This window comes from Thalassospira sp. UBA4513 (assembly GCF_002388495.1).
Taxonomy (GTDB): Bacteria; Pseudomonadota; Alphaproteobacteria; order Rhodospirillales; family Thalassospiraceae; genus Thalassospira; species Thalassospira tepidiphila.
Genome location: NZ_DGMR01000001.1, coordinates 18,929 through 35,372 on the forward strand (window position 1 = coordinate 18,929; position 16,444 = coordinate 35,372).

Below are 16,444 nucleotides of genomic sequence, written 5' to 3' on the forward strand. Positions count from 1 at the left end.
TTATTGTCGTCGGCTTTCTGACCTGCCCGTTGATTTCAAGCTGATAATCATCCGCTGACACATGCGGCGTGATACCAAGATCCAGAACCGGCCAATCCGTGACAAGGCGCTGGCCCGGCGGCAAACGGTTCGCACGCTCAGCATCCGGTGCGCCGGTCATCAAGCGCCCGTCTTCGGCCCACTTGCGCTTGGCCGCGATCAGTTTGTCTTTGATCTTGCCTGAAAAGCTCTCGGTCACTGGATATTCCTTGGTTGATGATCGACATACGAAAAATGGCGCCAACATGTTCACCATGTCAGCGCCATTTAATCTCTTTTCATAAGGCTACGGCAAGTCACATGCCCGCGACCGATCTTTCAATCAGCCAAAGTCGCGCATCAAACGCGCCTTGTCGCGCTGCCAGTCACGCTCTTTGACCGCTTCACGCTTGTCGGCCTTTTTCTTGCCCTCGGCAATGGCGAGTTCAAGTTTCGCAATACCGCGCTCATTGAAATACAGTTTGACCGGAACAAGGGTGAAACCCTTCTTGTTCAGGGCATCATGCATCTTGGTGATTTCACGCTTATGCAAAAGCAGCTTGCGCGGTCGGCGCTCTTCGTGGCCGAACGGCATTTTGCTTTGATATTCAGGGATATAAGCGTTGATCAGCCACACTTCGCCGTTCTTCGCTTCGGCATAGGATTCCTGAATATTCCCCTTGCCATCGCGCAGAGATTTAACTTCGGTACCGCGCAGGGCGATGCCGGCTTCAAACGTTTCCGTCAGGAAAAAGTCAAAGCGGGCCCGCCGGTTCTGCGCGACAATCTTGTTGTTACTTGTTTCTTTCTTGGGTGCCATAAGACGCTTGTTATCGCTTACTGGCCGAGAATACCAGCATTCTTAAGTGCGGCTTCGACCTTGCGTTTGGATTCTTCGGCAATCTCGACCATCGGCAAACGCATATGGCTGCCACACAGGCCAAGAAGCTCTGCTGCGTATTTCACCGGTCCGGGGCTGGATTCACAGAACATCGCCTTGTGAACCGGCATCAGTCGATAGTTCAACTCCTGAACCTTCGAAATGTTCCCCGCAGCCCAGGCCGCATGCAGATCAGCACACAATTTCGGCGCGATGTTCGATGTGACGGAAATGCAGCCATGACCACCCTGTGCCAGGAACGGCACAATCGTGCCGTCTTCACCCGACAGCTGGCAGAAATCCACACCCGCCGCCAGGCGGGTCAATGCCGGACGTTCCAGATCGCTGGTCGCATCCTTAACACCAACAATGCGCGGCAATTTGGCCAACTGCGCCATGGTGTCGACATTCATATCAACGATCGAACGGCCCGGAATGTTATAAATAATAATCGGGATATCGGTCGCGTCATGAACCGCCTTGAAATGCGCATACAGGCCTTTCTGGGTCGGCTTGTTGTAATACGGCGTTACCACAAGTGCTGCATCCGCACCGGCATTCTGCGCATGACGGGTCAGCGACACCGCTTCTGCGGTCGAATTCGAACCCGTGCCGGCAATCACCGGACCGCGGCCTTTGGCAACTTCAAGTGCCAGTTCGACAACGCGATGATGCTCGGCATGGCTAAGAGTCGGAGATTCACCGGTGGTTCCGACAGGCACAACACCTGTCGTGCCCTGTTTAAGCTGCCAATCCACAAAAGACTGGAACGCCTTTTCATCAATCGCACCATCTTGCGTGAATGGTGTGATCAAAGCTGTGATTGAACCCTTAAACATAGAGATCTCCAAATTCGGGATATATTGAAAGCGGTCGCGAAAATAGCCGCTGTTGGGGTTTCCCGCAAGCACTGTATCCAATAATCCGGGCGATCCGGGATCGGCTCTGAAAATTCCCGTCAGGACTGTTTGGCTTTTATCAATTTCGCTGCCATAATGCCCGGCTCGAGAGAGCATTCGTTGCCGCAAGGCACAAGGGGAACATCACATGGCGCAAGCGTCTTTCCGCAAGATTTCGATCTGCGCATTGGCACTGGGCTTTTCGATCTTGATACCAGGCAGTTATCAGGTGCAGGCCGCAACGAATGAAGACAACGTTCTTCAGACGCAGCCGCCCTCGCCGCTGTATTCTGCTGTCAGCCGGGCGCGCCTGAACGCCTTTCTGGACGCGGTTGAAGATGGCAAGACCGACATTTTCGAACAACTCCTGACCAATTTTGATGATCCCCTGCTGCAAAAGGCAGCGGAATGGATGCTGCTGACCGCCCCCAATTCCGGGCACAGCTTCGAAGAAATCACCGCCTTCATTGATGCCCATCCGAAATGGCCCAATCAGGCGCTGCTAAGACAGCGCGCCGAAGAAGCCATGACCGATGCCGTGCCCGATGACGAAATTCTGGCATGGTTCAAACGATCCGCCCCGGTGACAGCTGATGGCGCAACCCGCCAGATCAAGGCGTTGCTGGGTGCCGGACAGGAATCGGCAGCCATCGCACTGGTCCGCCACAGCTGGATTAACGAGAATTTCGGCAGCGGCCAGGAACGCCGCTTCCTTGATCGCTACGGCGAATATATTGATCAGGAAACCCATCAGCAGCGCCTTGATCGCCTGTTATGGGAAGGTCGCCTGACGACTGCCGCGCGCATGATGAAATATGTCAGCGACGATTACCGTCGCCTGGCCGAGGCGCGCGGTGCCCTTCGCGCCATGAGTGGCGGCGTTGACGGTGCGATCAATCGTGTTCCGGAAAAATACCGCGACGATCCCGGCCTGATTTACGAACGTGTGCGCTGGCGCCGCAAGAAGGACCGCGATCAGGATGCCCGCGATCTTCTGCTCTCGCAGGCCAATGACCTCGCCTATATCTCGATCCGGCCGCAATACTGGTGGCTGGAAAAGGCCATTCTGGCCCGCCGCGCCCTGCAAAAGGGCCATATCACCGATGCCTATCGCCTTGTCGCCAACCATGGACAGGTCGATCCGGGCGATATCGCCGAGGCCGAATGGTATGCGGGTTGGATTGCGCTTGAATTTTTGGGTGATGCCGATATCGCGCTGACCCATTTCCAGAACCTTTATGATGTCGTTCAATATCCGATCAGCCTGTCGCGCGGCTCTTACTGGGCCGGGCGCGCCAACGAGGCGCTTGGCGATCAGAAACGCGCCAAGGAATGGTACGCAATCGCAGCCGAACATGCCCATACCTTCTATGGCCAGCTTGCCATAGACAAACTGGGCAGCAAGCCATCCTATTCGGTTGAACAACCCGTCCCGACCGCCGAACAACGCGCCGAATTCGAAGCACAGGAACTGACCCAGGTCGTTCGCAAGCTTGGCGCAATGGGCCTTGGCAATATCATCCGTCCGTTCATCATGGCCTTGGTTTACGAACATGATGAACCGGAATACCTCGCCATGGCGACCGATCTGGCGCGCGAATATGGCCGCACCGATCTGGGCATTCTTGCCGCCAAACGCAGCATCCGGACTGGCAGCGGTTATCTTGATGCCGCCTACCCGATCCATGAACAGGTCCCGCTGGGCCGCGCCCCGGATCCGGCACTGGTCCATGCAATCATGCGTCAGGAAAGCCTGTTTAACCCGCAGGCGGTCTCGTCTGCTGGCGCACGTGGATTGATGCAGTTGATGCCCGCCACGGCAAAGCGCATGGCACAGTCGCTCAAGCTTGATTACGACACCGATCGCCTGATCGAAGATCCATCCTTCAACATCGCGGTTGGTCGCGCTTATCTCAGCCGCCTTCTTGATCGTTGGGATGGTCAGGAAGTCCTGACGATTGCCAGCTACAATGCCGGGCCGACCCGTGTGCGCCAATGGATCAACGAATATGGCGATCCGCGCGACCCGGATGTCGATCTGGTCGACTGGATCGAAATGATCCCCTATAGCGAAACCCGAAATTACGTTCAGCGTGTGATGGAAGGAACTTATGTCTATCGCCGGCGTTTTGCCCGGGACGAGATCGCAATGGGCCAAAGCGACGCAGTACAGGATACCGAATAAGGACAGTCGGGGGTATCTTCCGCCTGTCCTGAATTTGCGCCTGCGCGCAATTGCCCCATATTTGATCAACACTGCTTGTCAGAAGAGGTCAGCAATATGTCCGATAACGCACTGTCTTCCTGCCGTGCTTTTGTTTTCGATGCCTATGGCACCCTGTTTGATGTCGGCTCTGCCGTTGCCAAATTGCGCGACAGCGTCGGCGACGAGGCAGACCGCCTTTCATCCCTCTGGCGACAAAAGCAACTTGAATACACCTGGCTGCGCAGTCTGATGGGGGACTTTGCCGATTTCTGGACTGTGACCGGTGATGCGCTCGATTATGCGCTTGATCAGATTGGCAAAAAGGATCCGGTTTTGCGTGCCAAGCTGATGGAAACCTATCTGTCGCTTGATACCTTCCCGGAAGTGGTTGAAACGCTAAAAACCCTTAAAAGTCAGGGCCACAAGCTTGCCATCCTGTCGAATGGTGCAAAGCATATGCTGATTTCGGCCGCCAAATCGTCGGGCATTCTGTCGCTGTTTGATCAGATCATCTGTGTCGATGATCTTAAAACCTACAAACCGCACCCGGATGTCTATCAGCTTGCCGTCGACAAGCTTGAAGTCGAACCGGCCGAGATTTCGTTCCAGTCTTCAAACGGCTGGGATATTGCCGGGGCCGGGCATTTCGGTTTCCGCACCGCCTGGATCAACCGCGCGCATAGCCCGGCCGAACGCCTGTCGCATACCGCCGATGTGGTGCTGAACGGCCTTGACGAGTTGCTGCCACTGGTTGGCGAACCGCAAAAGGCATAACGCCCGGCAGTTCCAATCACTTCCAAACATGAAAAAGGCAGGCCCGAAACCGGTGCCTGCCTTTTTTGCTTTGCTGTCGATTTTGCGCATGGCCGGACCCGCCACTTAAAAACCGCAACAGAAATCACTTAAGTGATTATTTGTTTTCTTTCTTCACGTTGGCAGCAACCACCTGCCCCGCCTGGATCACCGTCAGGCCGCCTTCGTCGGCAGCACTTTCGATGCGGCGGCAATGGCCCTCGATATGGGCACCCGGCTCGATGGAAAGGCTTTCGTGAAGAATATCACCGATCATGCGGGCGGTATCAGAAAGGGAAACATCCTTTGCCCGTACCTGACCGATAACAGTGCCGCAAATGCGGATTTTGTCGGCAACGATTTCGCCGCGGACTTCGCCGCTTTGACCGATGGTCAGGGTCCGTGTGCGAATATCGCCATTGACCGAACCATCAACCTGAACATCGGATTCCGAAATCAGATCGCCCGTCACACGAAGATCGGCATTGATGACCGACAGGCCACCCTTTTTCTCGGCGCCGTGTGAACCACTTTTATTCGTTGTTTGTGTCGTCTTGCTCGCTTTTGAAAACATAACGTCCCGCCTCAATAAATTTTACAGGATTGACCGGCTTATTATTGACCAGAACTTCATAATGCACATGGCTACCGGTACTGCGGCCCGTGCTTCCCATCAAGGCGATATGGTCCTGGTACTGCACTTCGTCGCCCTTCTTTACGAGGACCTTGTATAGGTGGCCATAACGGGTTCGAATACCGTTTCCGTGATCAACTTCGACCATCTTCCCGTATTTGCCACTCCATCCCGCATGCACCACTTTGCCCGGTGCGGTTGCAAGAATTGGTGTCTTGATCGGTCCGGCAAGATCAACACCGGAATGAAAAGCCCAGCGACCATTGATCGGGTCTTTTCGTTTACCGAACGAGCTCGATAGATAGTATTTCGCCGCCGGTTCCCCGATTGGCGTCTTCTTGATCCTGTCATGCAGGTTGGCAAGGTGATCCATGCGATCATTCAACGCCAACGCCGTATTGACAAATTCCTCGTCCTGCGGGTGTTCGGGCTCAAACGCCACGAACGGGCCACCAACACCGGGCTGCTGCGGCTTCATCGGCGGCAGAACAAATGTTTCCGGCTGTAGGCCGGTCATTTCAAGCACATTCTCAAGCTCGAGAATGGTGGTATCTGCCGTCTGGGCCACCCGCTGCATGGCTTGTTGCTGGATCGAGTGCAAATCAGCAATACGCTGACGCGCTTCGCTCAGTTCACCCTGAAGCTTTTTCGAACGCTGCAAAGCCTGATCACGTTCACGCATCACACGCGACATGACGGTTTCAACCGTTTCCAATTCGTCGCGCAGTGCAAGGTTACGGTTGGTGATCCCGTCAATCTGCCCCTGCAACGCGTTCATCTGGTTATCCATCGACGTGCGAAGCGATGAAATCCGGACTTTCTCCTTCTCGCTATCAGCAAGCTTGGAGGTGTAATCCTGTACCCGCGCCTGAAGCTGCAGGTTCTTTTCCGCCATCGACAACAGATTACGATGCGTATCTTCCATCTGGGATGTAATCTCGCCAAAACGGCGCTGACTTTCGGTAACCCGGGCGATCAGACGGTTGTACGACAGCTCGCTTCTGAAAAGCTGCTCTTCACGCATTGTAAGGCGCTGATCTAGGTACCAGCTATAACCTGTAACGCCGACCGTCCAGGTTATGGCTGCTGCCCCGAATGAGGCCAGTGCGACCTGCGCGTATTTTCCAAGCCGAAGCTGGTAAACGGAATCATTGGAACGGATAAGCAACTGCCGATCCGGAAACCATTTATCCACCAACCGACGAATGCGTTCAAACGCCGACATATTCAGTGTCTAACCCCTAGTTGCCCGTATGCACGTCCGGTTACCCCGGTTATGCAGAGTTTCTTTGACCCCGCCTGAGACATTTTCGCCTTTATCTTTACGCTACCTGTAACTCGGCCTGCAAGCAAGCCCGTTAACACATCCTTAATCGCAAAATTTTCACCTTCTGCTCATATGCTGTGTTACCTATGGCCATCTTCCACATCATATGCGTTTGCTGAGAATGGCGTTTTCCCGATTTATGATCACCTTTGCCGCAACCTGGTTTTATAGCGGCAAAAGCCCGAAGGCACCCGGCACGGCCGGTTCGTTCGCCGCCCTGCCCTTTGGCTGGCTGATCTGGGCTTATGGCGGAAACACAGCACTGATCATCGCCAGCATCGCCGTTTTTGCCGTCGGCATCTGGGTCGCCCATCTTTACAGCAACATGCTTGGCATCCATGACGCCGGCGAAATCGTCATTGACGAAGTGGTCGGCCAATGGATGTGTCTGCTTGTCGTGCCACTTGGTGCGGTCTGGATGGATGCCGTGTGGCTGTTAATTGCCTTTTTGGCATTCCGCATATTTGACGTCATCAAGCCTTGGCCGATACGCTGGGTTGACCGGCGCGTGGGCGGCGGGTTTGGCATCATGTTTGATGATGTCCTGGCCGGCGTTTTTGCCATGATTGCGCTTGTCGGCGTTGTTTACCTGACTGGCGACCTGACTGGCTCCTGACCAGTACCTGATGGACGGATGATCGTGATGATGAATGACCCTGATCTTCTAAATGCGGCAAGTGCCCTGATCGCGCGCTGCAAGGCCAAGGGCGAAATGATCGCCACGGCCGAATCCTGCACCGGCGGTCTGATCACCGGCACCCTGACCGGCGTTGATGGCAGCTCATCGGTGGTCGATTGCGGCTTTGTCACCTATTCGAACGAGGCCAAACACAGCCTGATCGGCGTTGGCAATGACTTGCTCGCCGAACATGGTGCGGTATCGGAACAGGTTGCGCGCGCCATGTGCGAAGGTGCACTTGATCGCGCGCCAAATGCCACCATCGCCGTTTCGGTTACCGGCATTGCCGGTCCGGGCGGCGGCTCCGACACCAAACCGGTCGGGCTTGTTCATTTTGGCTGTGCGGCCAAGGGCCGTGAAACCATCACGACCCACACGGTCTTTCCGGGCGATCGCCATACCGTGCGCAAGGCAACAGTCCTTAAGGCCTTTGCCCTGATCGAAGAAATGCTGGATCGCAAGGACTAGGAATCAGGCCTGATTTTCCGATGTCGGCAAGTTCGGCTCGCCATACACTTCGCGTGCGCGGGTTTCAAACGCCCCCACCATCATCTTGACGGCCTCGTTAAACACAACACCGATCATTTTCTGCAGAAGTGCTGATCGAAACTCGAAATCAACAAAGAAATCAAGCGACGTACCGCCGTCCTCGTCCTCTTCAAACACCCAATGGTTATTCAGGTACTTGAAGGGCCCCTGCAGATATTCCACATCGACCCGATCCGGGCGCTGCAGGGTGACTTTCGATGTGTATTTTTCGCGAAACATCTTAAAGCCGATCACAAGATCCGCCTTAAGCACATTGCCTTCACGCTTGCGCACCCGCGATGCGACACACCACGGAAGGAACTCCGAATAGGAATCGATATCCGCGACAAGATCAAAGAGTTGTTCCGGCGTATAGGGCAGTTTCCTGCGCTCTGCATGCGTCGGCACGCGATATCTCCCTTGATCGTCGTGGTCTGTGGCTAAACGGGTGAAAGGATTACTGTGCCGCCGTTACGGTCTGTTCCGCCTTGGCTTTGGCCGCATCCGCAGCCGCCAGCTTCTTCTCGCGCGCTTCACGGAGCTGCTCGAAATCGCGGTCCGCGTGATAGCTCGACCGTGTTAGCGGCGTTGCCGACACCATCAAGAAGCCCTTGCCACGTGCCATCGATGCATATTCGTTGAATTCATCGGGTGTCACAAACTTGTGGACCGGCTCGTGCTTAAGGGTCGGCTGCAGATACTGGCCAATCGTCAGGAAGTCGACATCGGCCACACGCAGGTCATCCATCACCTGTGCAAGTTCCTTGCGTTCCTCACCCAGACCAACCATCAGGCCGGATTTGGTAAAGATCGTCGGGTCAATCTGTTTGACACGATCAAGAATACGCAGCGACTGGTAATAGCGCGCACCCGGACGGATATTGGTATAAAGCCGCGGCACGGTTTCAAGGTTGTGGTTGAACACGTCCGGACGGGCCTTGGCAACGATTTCAACCGCACCCGGCTTGTCACGGAAGTCCGGGGTCAGGATTTCAATCGTGGTTTCCGGCGACTTGTGACGGATCGCCTCAATCACGCGGGCAAAATGCGCTGCCCCGCCATCGGCCAGATCATCACGGTCAACAGACGTGATCACAACATGCTTAAGCTGCATGTCGGCAACCGCCATCGCCAAATTCTCCGGCTCGAACGGGTCAAGCGCGTTCGGCATACCGGTTTTGACGTTACAGAACGAACATGCACGCGTGCAGGTATCGCCCATGATCATGAAGGATGCGTGTTTCTTCTGCCAGCATTCGCCGATATTCGGGCATGCGGCTTCTTCGCACACGGTATGAAGGTTCAGACCACGCGCAAGGTCGCGGGTTTCCTGATACCCCTTGGAGGTCGGAGCCTTGACCCTGATCCAGGACGGTTTGCGCCCCGATGGGCGATCTGGCCGTTTCTGTTTTTCCGGGTGACGAACGGGTTTCTGTTCGCTGGGCGCCGTCGACATAGAGTTACCTCCGAAGGATTGGACGGGCGGCAATTTGCCGCCACGCCGCGCATTTGTCAAACCGACATTCGTAAAAGGTGATCATACCGGGCATGTCCGCCCGGCACGACACAATATCTCAAGCTCTAGAAGTGGATCGCACGGCCATAGGCGTCAAGGACCGACTCATGCATCATTTCTGAAAGCGTCGGATGCGGGAAGACCGTATGCATCAGATCTTCCTCGGTCGTTTCAAGACCCATCGCAACCACAAAGCCCTGGATCAGTTCGGTCACTTCGGCACCAACCATGTGCGCGCCAAGCAATTCACCGGTCTTGGCATCAAACACGGTCTTGACCAGACCTTCGGCCTCGCCAAGGGCAACCGCCTTGCCATTGCCAATGAACGGGAACTTGCCGACCTTGACTTCATAACCGGCATCTTTGGCCTTGGCTTCGGTCAGACCGACACTTGCGACCTGCGGATGGCAATAGGTGCAACCCGGGATCTTGCGCGGATCAAGCGGATGAACGCCTTTGACGCCGGCAATCTTTTCAATGCAGATGACACCTTCGTGCTCGGCCTTATGTGCGAGCATCGGCGGACCGGCAACGTCACCAATGGCGTAAATGCCAGGTTCCGCCGTTGCGGAAAATTCATCGGTGTCAATCACGTTACGTTCAACCTTGACCTTGGTTGTTTCAAGACCAAGCCCCTCGGTATTACCGATCACACCCACGGCTGAAATCACGCGATCGACGGTCAATTCCTGCTTCTTGCCGTCCTTGGTTTCCACCGTGACAACAACATTATCGGGATTGCGTTTGAGATTGGAAACCTTGGCTTCGGTCAGGATCTTCATCCCGTCCTTGGTCAACATCTTCTGGGCCAGACCAGCAACTTCCTTGTCTTCGACCGGCATGATCTGCGGCATGATTTCAACCACAGTCACATCAGCCCCCATGGTGTGATAGAAGCTGGCAAACTCGATCCCGATGGCACCAGAACCAACAACCACAAGGCTTTTGGGCATTTTGTCAGGCGTCATCGCCTTTTTATATTCCCAGACCACCTTGCCATCGGCTTCAAGACCCGGCAGTGCGCGTGCTCGCGCACCCGTCGCAATGATGTAGTTCTTGGCGGTATAGGTGCCTTTGTCCTTGCCTTCGACCACGATCTTTTTCGGGCCGTCGAACTTGGCTTCACCGTTGATCACGGTCACCTTGTTCTTTTTCAGCAAATGACCAACACCACCGGCAAGCTGTTTGGAAACACCGCGCGAACGCTGGATCACCGTATCCAGATCAAAGGACGGCTTTTCACATGAAAGACCATAATCCTTTGCGTGGTGCATGTTGCGATAAACTTCGGCCGAACGCAGCAGCGCCTTGGTCGGGATGCAGCCCCAGTTCAGGCAAATACCGCCAACATGTTCACGTTCGACAACTGCCGTTTTCAGGCCAAGCTGGGCCGCACGGATTGCGGTTACATAACCACCCGGGCCTGCGCCAATCACGATTACGTCGAAATTGTTATCCGCCATCGTAGGATCTCCTTCGCCTGCCCACTAATGGTTACAGGTCTTTTAAATTCAAATGCTTGCGGGGACTCGCTAAAGCCCCCGCTCAACTTTGGACCCTAGAGCAACATGCTCAGCGGATCTTCAATAAGCTTTTTGAATTCGGCCATGAATTCCGCACCGACTGCGCCATCGACCGCGCGATGGTCAACAGAAAGGGTGCAGGTCATGACAGTGGCGATTGCCAGTGCACCGTCCTTGACGACCGGGCGCTGTTCACCCGCACCAACTGCAAGGATGCAGCCCTGCGGCGGATTGATAATCGCCGAGAAGTCCTTGATGCCGAACATGCCCAGGTTGGAGACCGAGAAAGTCCCGCCCTGATAATCTTCCGGCTTCAGTTTGCCGTCACGTGCCTTCCCAGCCAGTGCCTTCATCTCGCCTGAGATTTCAGCAAGGCCTTTCGAACCGGCATCACGAACAACCGGCGTGATCAGGCCACCTTCAATGGCAACCGCCACCGAGATATCCTGTTTCTTGCACTGCAGGGTCGCCTTGTCGGTCCAGATGGAGTTCGCCGCCGGAACCTTTTTCAGTGCCAGCGAAACCGCACGGATGATGAAGTCATTGACCGAAATCTTGACCCCCTCACCAGCTTTTTCATTCAGCTGCTTGCGAGTGGACAACAGATTGTCGAGTTCGCAATCCACCGTCAGGTAGAAGTGCGGAACCTGCTGTTTGGATTCGGTCAGGCGACGCGCGATGGTTTTGCGCATGCCGCTGTTTGGAATTTCTTCGTATTCCGGCAAACCGGTAAGATCCGGGTTCCAGCCAGATGCGGCCGGGGCAGCCGATGCTGGTGCATCTGCCGATTTCTTGTCCTCGGACGCGGCCGCTTTTTCAGCCGGTTTGGACGAAAGAGCTGCTTCCACGTCACGCTTGACGATACGACCGCGCGGGCCAGAACCGGAAACACCGGAAAGCTCCACACCTTCGTTGGCAGCAATACGACGCGCAAGCGGGCTTGCCTTGATCCGCTCGCCACCGGAAACCGGTGCGGCCGCTGCAGGCTTGTCGCCACCCGAAGACGCCGGTTTGTCAGCAGCTGGTTCTTTTTCATCGTTTGCCGGGGCGCTATCGCCGCCACCAGCAGTGCTGGCCGCAGACGTATCAGCACCTTCAAGCGCACTTTCGTCTTCGTCTTCTTCCAAAAGCAATGCGATGACTTCGTTCACCGCAACGTTTTCGCTGCCTTCAGAAACAAGGATTTTACCGATTTTGCCTTCGTCGACGGCTTCGACTTCCATCGTGGCTTTGTCGGTTTCGATTTCGGCAATGACGTCACCCGACTCAACGGTGTCGCCTTCCTTGACGTGCCATTTCGCCAAGGTGCCTTCGGTCATGGTCGGCGACAAGGCCGGCATCAATACTTTTACAGGCATGAACGCATTCTCCCGGTAACGGGGCGGCGCGGTGTAACCCGCGACCAGCCCCTGTCCGTCTTACTTAGCGATAGCAAACGGCCTTGGCCGCGGCGACGATGTGGCTGTCCTGCGGAAGCGCAAGCGCCTCCAGGTTGGCAGCATACGGCATCGGAACGTCTTCGCCGGTTACACGGGCAACCGGTGCATCGAGGTAATCAAATGCATGTTCCATCGCAACGGATGCGATTTCCGCACCAATACCCGAGAAGTGCCAGCCTTCCTCGACAGTCACCAGACGGTTGGTCTTCATGACCGAACGCACAATGGTGTTCACATCCAGCGGACGGATGGTGCGCAGGTTGATGACCTCTGCCGAGATGCCCTGCTCTGCCAGCTGTTCGGCCGCCTTAAGCGCCTTGCCAACCATGATCGAGAAGGCAACGATGGTGACATCGGTCCCTTCGCGTTCGATCTTGGCCTGACCAATCGGCAGGACGAAATCTTCGTCGTCAGGCACTTCAAAGCTCTGACCGTACATGATTTCGTTTTCAAGGAAGACAATCGGGTTCGGGTCACGAATAGCCGCCTTCAGAAGGCCTTTGGCATCTGCGGCCGACCACGGTGCAACAACCTTGAGACCCGGGCAATGTGCATACCAGGATGCATAGCACTGCGAGTGCTGGGCACCAACGCGCGATGCAGCACCGTTCGGGCCACGGAACACGATCGGGCAACCAAGCTGGCCACCGGACATGTACAGCGTCTTCGCAGCAGAGTTGATGATCTGGTCAATCGCCTGCATTGCGAAGTTAAAGGTCATGAATTCCAGAACCGGCTTAAGACCCATAAAGGCCGAACCGGTTGCAAGGCCGGTGAAGCCATGCTCGGTGATCGGGGTATCGATCACGCGCTTGTCACCGAATTCATCCAAAAGCCCCTGGGTAACCTTGTAGGCACCCTGATACTGCGCAACTTCTTCACCCATGACGAAGACCTTTTCGTCGGTACGCATTTCTTCGGCCATTGCATCACGCAGGGCTTCACGCACGGTCTGGGTTTTGAAGCTGGAATAGGACTTTTCGTCCTGTGTGCTGTTCATCACGCTCATCGCGCGCGGCTCAGCTTCGGAACGCTCAATGGCACCACTGGCTGAAACCGGTGCAGTATTCGACGACGAAGCCGCCGGGGCATCTTCAGAAGAATCATCTTCTTCTTTGGCCGGTGCGGCATCTTTCTTGGGTTCGGACGATGCAGACACGTTATCAAGTGCAGACGCGTCTTCGTCTTCTTCGAGGATATAGGCAATCACCTGGTTGACCGCGACATTCTCGGCACCGGCATCAATGACGAGCTTACCAATGGTACCCTCGTCAACGGCCTCGACTTCCATCGTGGCCTTGTCGGTTTCGATTTCTGCGATCACGTCGCCGGAAGCGACAGTGTCGCCTTCCTTGACGTTCCATTTGGCAAGTGTGCCTTCGGTCATGGTCGGCGACAGGGCCGGCATCAAAACTTCAATCGGCATTGTTCCCTCTCTCCCGGGAAATATCGTTCAAAAGCGGTTCGCAGATTATGCGATCACGCGTCGATCAGAATGTCGGTAAACAGTTCGGAAACATCTGGTTCCGGGCTGTTTTGCGCGAACTCGGCCGCTTTTGCGACTTCGGCCTTAACTTCCTTGTCGATGTCTTTAAGACCGGCTTCATCCACGATGTTGCCGTCGATCAGGAGCTTTTTGACCATATCAATCGGATCGTGCTCTTTACGCATCTTGTCGAGCTCGTCCTTGGTACGGTATTTCGCCGGGTCGGACATGGAGTGCCCGCGATAGCGATAGGTCTTCAGCTCAAGGATGTAAGGCCCCTTGCCTGCACGGCAATGTTCCACGGCACGTTCACCAGCAGCTTTAACCGCCAGAACATCCATGCCATCAACCTGCTCGCCAGGAATGCCATAGGCCTTACCGCGTTCATACAGGTCCGGGCTGGACGAGTGACGCTGGGTCGAGGTGCCCATCGCATACTGGTTGTTCTCGATGCAGTAAATTACCGGCAGTTCCCAAAGGGCTGCCATGTTGAAGGCTTCATAGACCTGGCCCTGGTTAACGGCACCGTCACCAAGATAGGTCATGCAGACCTTGTTCTCACCGCGATATTTGTAGTTGAAGGCAATACCGGTTCCGAGCGGAACCTGTGCACCGACGATGCCATGACCACCATAGAAATTCTTTTCCTTGGAGAACATGTGCATCGAGCCGCCTTTACCGCGGGAATAACCGCCTTCGCGACCCGTCAGTTCGGCCATGACACCGGCCGGATCCATGCCTGTTGCAAGCATGTGGCCGTGATCACGATAACTGGTGATAACACCATCTTCGTTCGATGCGGCGGCCTGCATGCCGACAACAACGGCTTCTTGCCCGATATAAAGGTGGCAGAAACCGCCAATGAGACCCATGCCATACAGCTGACCGGCTTTTTCTTCAAAGCGACGGATCAGAAGCATTTCACGGTAATATTTGAGGAGATCGTCACTGCTCGCCTGATTGTCGGCGCGCGTCGTGCCGCGTTTGCGTTTTGGTGTGGTCGCCATGTTTCCTCCCGGTGGATGGCTATCGCTTAAGCATCATGTATGAGTGCTTAATTCGGTACTGGACCACCGAAATGACTACCGAAAACAGACCACAAGGGCAAGCAATCTAACCTCGATTAAACTGTTGTTTTGCAACGCACAATCACAAATAAACCTGATTTCAGTTAATCTTTGAGTTTACGCGTTTTTACAGAGTTGCAGGATTTTCAGCACCTTGGACGCCTGCTTTAAAACTCGTTAATTCCCCTGCGTCACAAATGCTATGCTTTCGCGGGGATAATACCGCATAGCAGCGCAAAACGGAAAACAACCGGAAGAATGCATTGTATATCAATGACCTCTACTTGGTTTGGCAAAATAGCGCCCTAAACCAGAAGTCAGTTTAAACAACGACTTACCCGTTTGCGATTATTGCTGAACACAATTCACAACCCAAAATTTCTGTCAAACTGTGATCTGGTCAACAGTACAGAGCCATTTTACGCAGGGAAATACGATTGTGCCGCCAGCGGATTCTCTCGCACCAGATACCTCGCCCACTCAAAGCAGGCATCAGGCACAGGCTCAGTTGGCGTCGGCAGCCGCAGCCGTGATGACATCGCTATAGCCATCATGGTGGAAGATGATCACATCGTCGGGATGGGCAGCATTCAGCATCGCACGCGCCCGCTCATCAAGCAGATCCGGATCAAGGTGGCTGGCACGCAGCGAAAGCACATGCTGTTCAAGCAACTTGCGACGCTCGGTCGTTTCTTCAAGAACCTGGGTGATCTGGCTGACGCGGTCTTGCATCGACCAGTAATTCAAAAGCCCGCGTTCGCCTTCGACACTATGAAAGATGAAATACGCCATCACGGTAAATGCGATTACCGGTGCGACAGCCTGTTTCAGGCGAAGAATGACCGGTGAACTGGACGACATTTACCTTATGCCCCTTGCACATCTGTGCGACGTGATGACCAAATATCTCGTTCCGGCCGCATAACGTAAAAACCACATACGTTATTTCGCTTGTCTGACAATGATTTACCATCGGACAAGTCGGGAAAACCGGCAAGATTACCCATTACCATACGCATATCTGGGTAAAAATAGAGTTAAGCAATCTGCGCAAAGCTGCGCGATTACGCTCAATTCACTAATCCTGATATTCGAATTTATCACTTGGCGCCCATACAAAACAGGCCGCCTCCGGATCGGGAAGCGGCCTGTTACGCAGTCGAAATATCAGCAGCCCTTACTTCAGGATCGAACGACCCGGGAAGTGTGCACCGGCATCAAGAAGTTCCTCGATGCGGATCAGCTGATTGTATTTTGCCATACGGTCAGAACGCGACAGCGAACCGGTTTTGATCTGACCACAGTTGGTGGCAACCGCAAGATCGGCAATGGTTGCATCTTCGGTCTCGCCCGAACGGTGCGACATCACAGCGGTGTAACCGGCACGGTGTGCCATCTCGACGGCTTCCAGGGTTTCCGAAAGTGTGCCGATCTGGTTGACCTTGACCAG

The 16,444-nt window shown here is 54.9% G+C and carries 15 protein-coding genes and 2 pseudogenes; 4 read left to right on the forward strand and 13 right to left on the reverse strand.

What is annotated here, in order from left to right; all coding sequences use genetic code 11:
• From B2T33_RS00110 to dapA, 3 genes and pseudogenes are all read right to left on the reverse strand, one after another.
• Positions 1–238 (reverse strand): annotated as a pseudogene (locus tag B2T33_RS00110) (sulfite oxidase-like oxidoreductase); the annotation flags it as partial.
• Positions 239–361: 123 nt separating this feature from the next.
• On the reverse strand, positions 362–838 hold the full coding sequence (gene smpB / locus B2T33_RS00115; RefSeq protein WP_008891158.1) for an SsrA-binding protein SmpB: 477 nt from the start codon (positions 836–838) through the stop codon (positions 362–364).
• A gap of 17 nt (positions 839–855) precedes the next feature.
• Positions 856–1,737, reverse strand: coding sequence for a 4-hydroxy-tetrahydrodipicolinate synthase (gene dapA / locus B2T33_RS00120; RefSeq protein ID WP_286790859.1), 882 nt, complete (start codon positions 1,735–1,737; stop codon positions 856–858).
• A gap of 208 nt (positions 1,738–1,945) precedes the next feature.
• Between dapA and B2T33_RS00125 the strand changes: the two genes are divergently transcribed.
• Positions 1,946–3,982, forward strand: a complete 2,037-nt coding sequence (locus B2T33_RS00125) for a lytic transglycosylase domain-containing protein (RefSeq protein WP_286790860.1) — start codon at positions 1,946–1,948, stop codon at positions 3,980–3,982.
• A gap of 96 nt (positions 3,983–4,078) precedes the next feature.
• Positions 4,079–4,777, forward strand: coding sequence for a haloacid dehalogenase type II (locus B2T33_RS00130; RefSeq protein ID WP_063089417.1), 699 nt, complete (start codon positions 4,079–4,081; stop codon positions 4,775–4,777).
• A 136-nt stretch (positions 4,778–4,913) separates the two neighbouring features.
• Here B2T33_RS00130 and B2T33_RS00135 read toward each other — a convergent pair whose 3' ends face one another.
• Positions 4,914–5,369, reverse strand: a complete 456-nt coding sequence (locus B2T33_RS00135) for a bactofilin family protein (RefSeq protein ID WP_008891162.1) — start codon at positions 5,367–5,369, stop codon at positions 4,914–4,916.
• A complete protein-coding gene (locus B2T33_RS00140; protein ID WP_008891163.1) occupies positions 5,329–6,654 on the reverse strand; it encodes a M23 family metallopeptidase in 1,326 nt (441 codons plus the stop codon). Before B2T33_RS00140 ends, B2T33_RS00135 begins: the two co-directional genes overlap by 41 nt.
• A gap of 223 nt (positions 6,655–6,877) precedes the next feature.
• Between B2T33_RS00140 and B2T33_RS00145 the strand changes: the two genes are divergently transcribed.
• Positions 6,878–7,372, forward strand: a complete 495-nt coding sequence (locus B2T33_RS00145) for a phosphatidylglycerophosphatase A family protein (protein WP_252724116.1) — start codon at positions 6,878–6,880, stop codon at positions 7,370–7,372.
• Between the two features lie 27 nt (positions 7,373–7,399).
• A complete protein-coding gene (locus B2T33_RS00150) occupies positions 7,400–7,903 on the forward strand; it encodes a CinA family protein (RefSeq protein WP_414716625.1) in 504 nt (167 codons plus the stop codon).
• Between the two features lie 3 nt (positions 7,904–7,906).
• On the opposite strand, the gene B2T33_RS00155 is transcribed toward B2T33_RS00150, so the two are convergent.
• The 8 genes and pseudogenes from B2T33_RS00155 to eno all read right to left on the reverse strand — a co-directional run.
• Positions 7,907–8,371, reverse strand: coding sequence for a type II toxin-antitoxin system RatA family toxin (locus B2T33_RS00155; RefSeq protein WP_008891166.1), 465 nt, complete (start codon positions 8,369–8,371; stop codon positions 7,907–7,909).
• Positions 8,372–8,420: 49 nt separating this feature from the next.
• Complete coding sequence (gene lipA / locus B2T33_RS00160) at positions 8,421–9,419, reverse strand: lipoyl synthase (RefSeq protein ID WP_008891167.1); 999 nt, start codon at positions 9,417–9,419, stop codon at positions 8,421–8,423.
• A gap of 125 nt (positions 9,420–9,544) precedes the next feature.
• Positions 9,545–10,942 (reverse strand): dihydrolipoyl dehydrogenase, encoded by a 1,398-nt coding sequence (lpdA, locus tag B2T33_RS00165; protein ID WP_286790861.1) that lies wholly within the window; start codon positions 10,940–10,942, stop codon positions 9,545–9,547.
• A gap of 95 nt (positions 10,943–11,037) precedes the next feature.
• Complete coding sequence (locus B2T33_RS00170; RefSeq protein WP_286790862.1) at positions 11,038–12,360, reverse strand: pyruvate dehydrogenase complex dihydrolipoamide acetyltransferase; 1,323 nt, start codon at positions 12,358–12,360, stop codon at positions 11,038–11,040.
• Between the two features lie 64 nt (positions 12,361–12,424).
• Complete coding sequence (locus B2T33_RS00175; RefSeq protein WP_286790863.1) at positions 12,425–13,867, reverse strand: pyruvate dehydrogenase complex E1 component subunit beta; 1,443 nt, start codon at positions 13,865–13,867, stop codon at positions 12,425–12,427.
• Positions 13,868–13,920: 53 nt separating this feature from the next.
• Positions 13,921–14,934: a pyruvate dehydrogenase (acetyl-transferring) E1 component subunit alpha gene (pdhA, locus tag B2T33_RS00180; RefSeq protein WP_286790864.1), complete on the reverse strand. Its 1,014-nt coding sequence runs from the start codon at positions 14,932–14,934 to the stop codon at positions 13,921–13,923.
• 564 nt (positions 14,935–15,498) lie between these two features.
• Positions 15,499–15,855: an FtsB family cell division protein gene (locus tag B2T33_RS00185; protein ID WP_120226001.1), complete on the reverse strand. Its 357-nt coding sequence runs from the start codon at positions 15,853–15,855 to the stop codon at positions 15,499–15,501.
• 316 nt (positions 15,856–16,171) lie between these two features.
• A pseudogene (gene eno, locus B2T33_RS00190) lies at positions 16,172–16,444 on the reverse strand (phosphopyruvate hydratase); the annotation flags it as partial.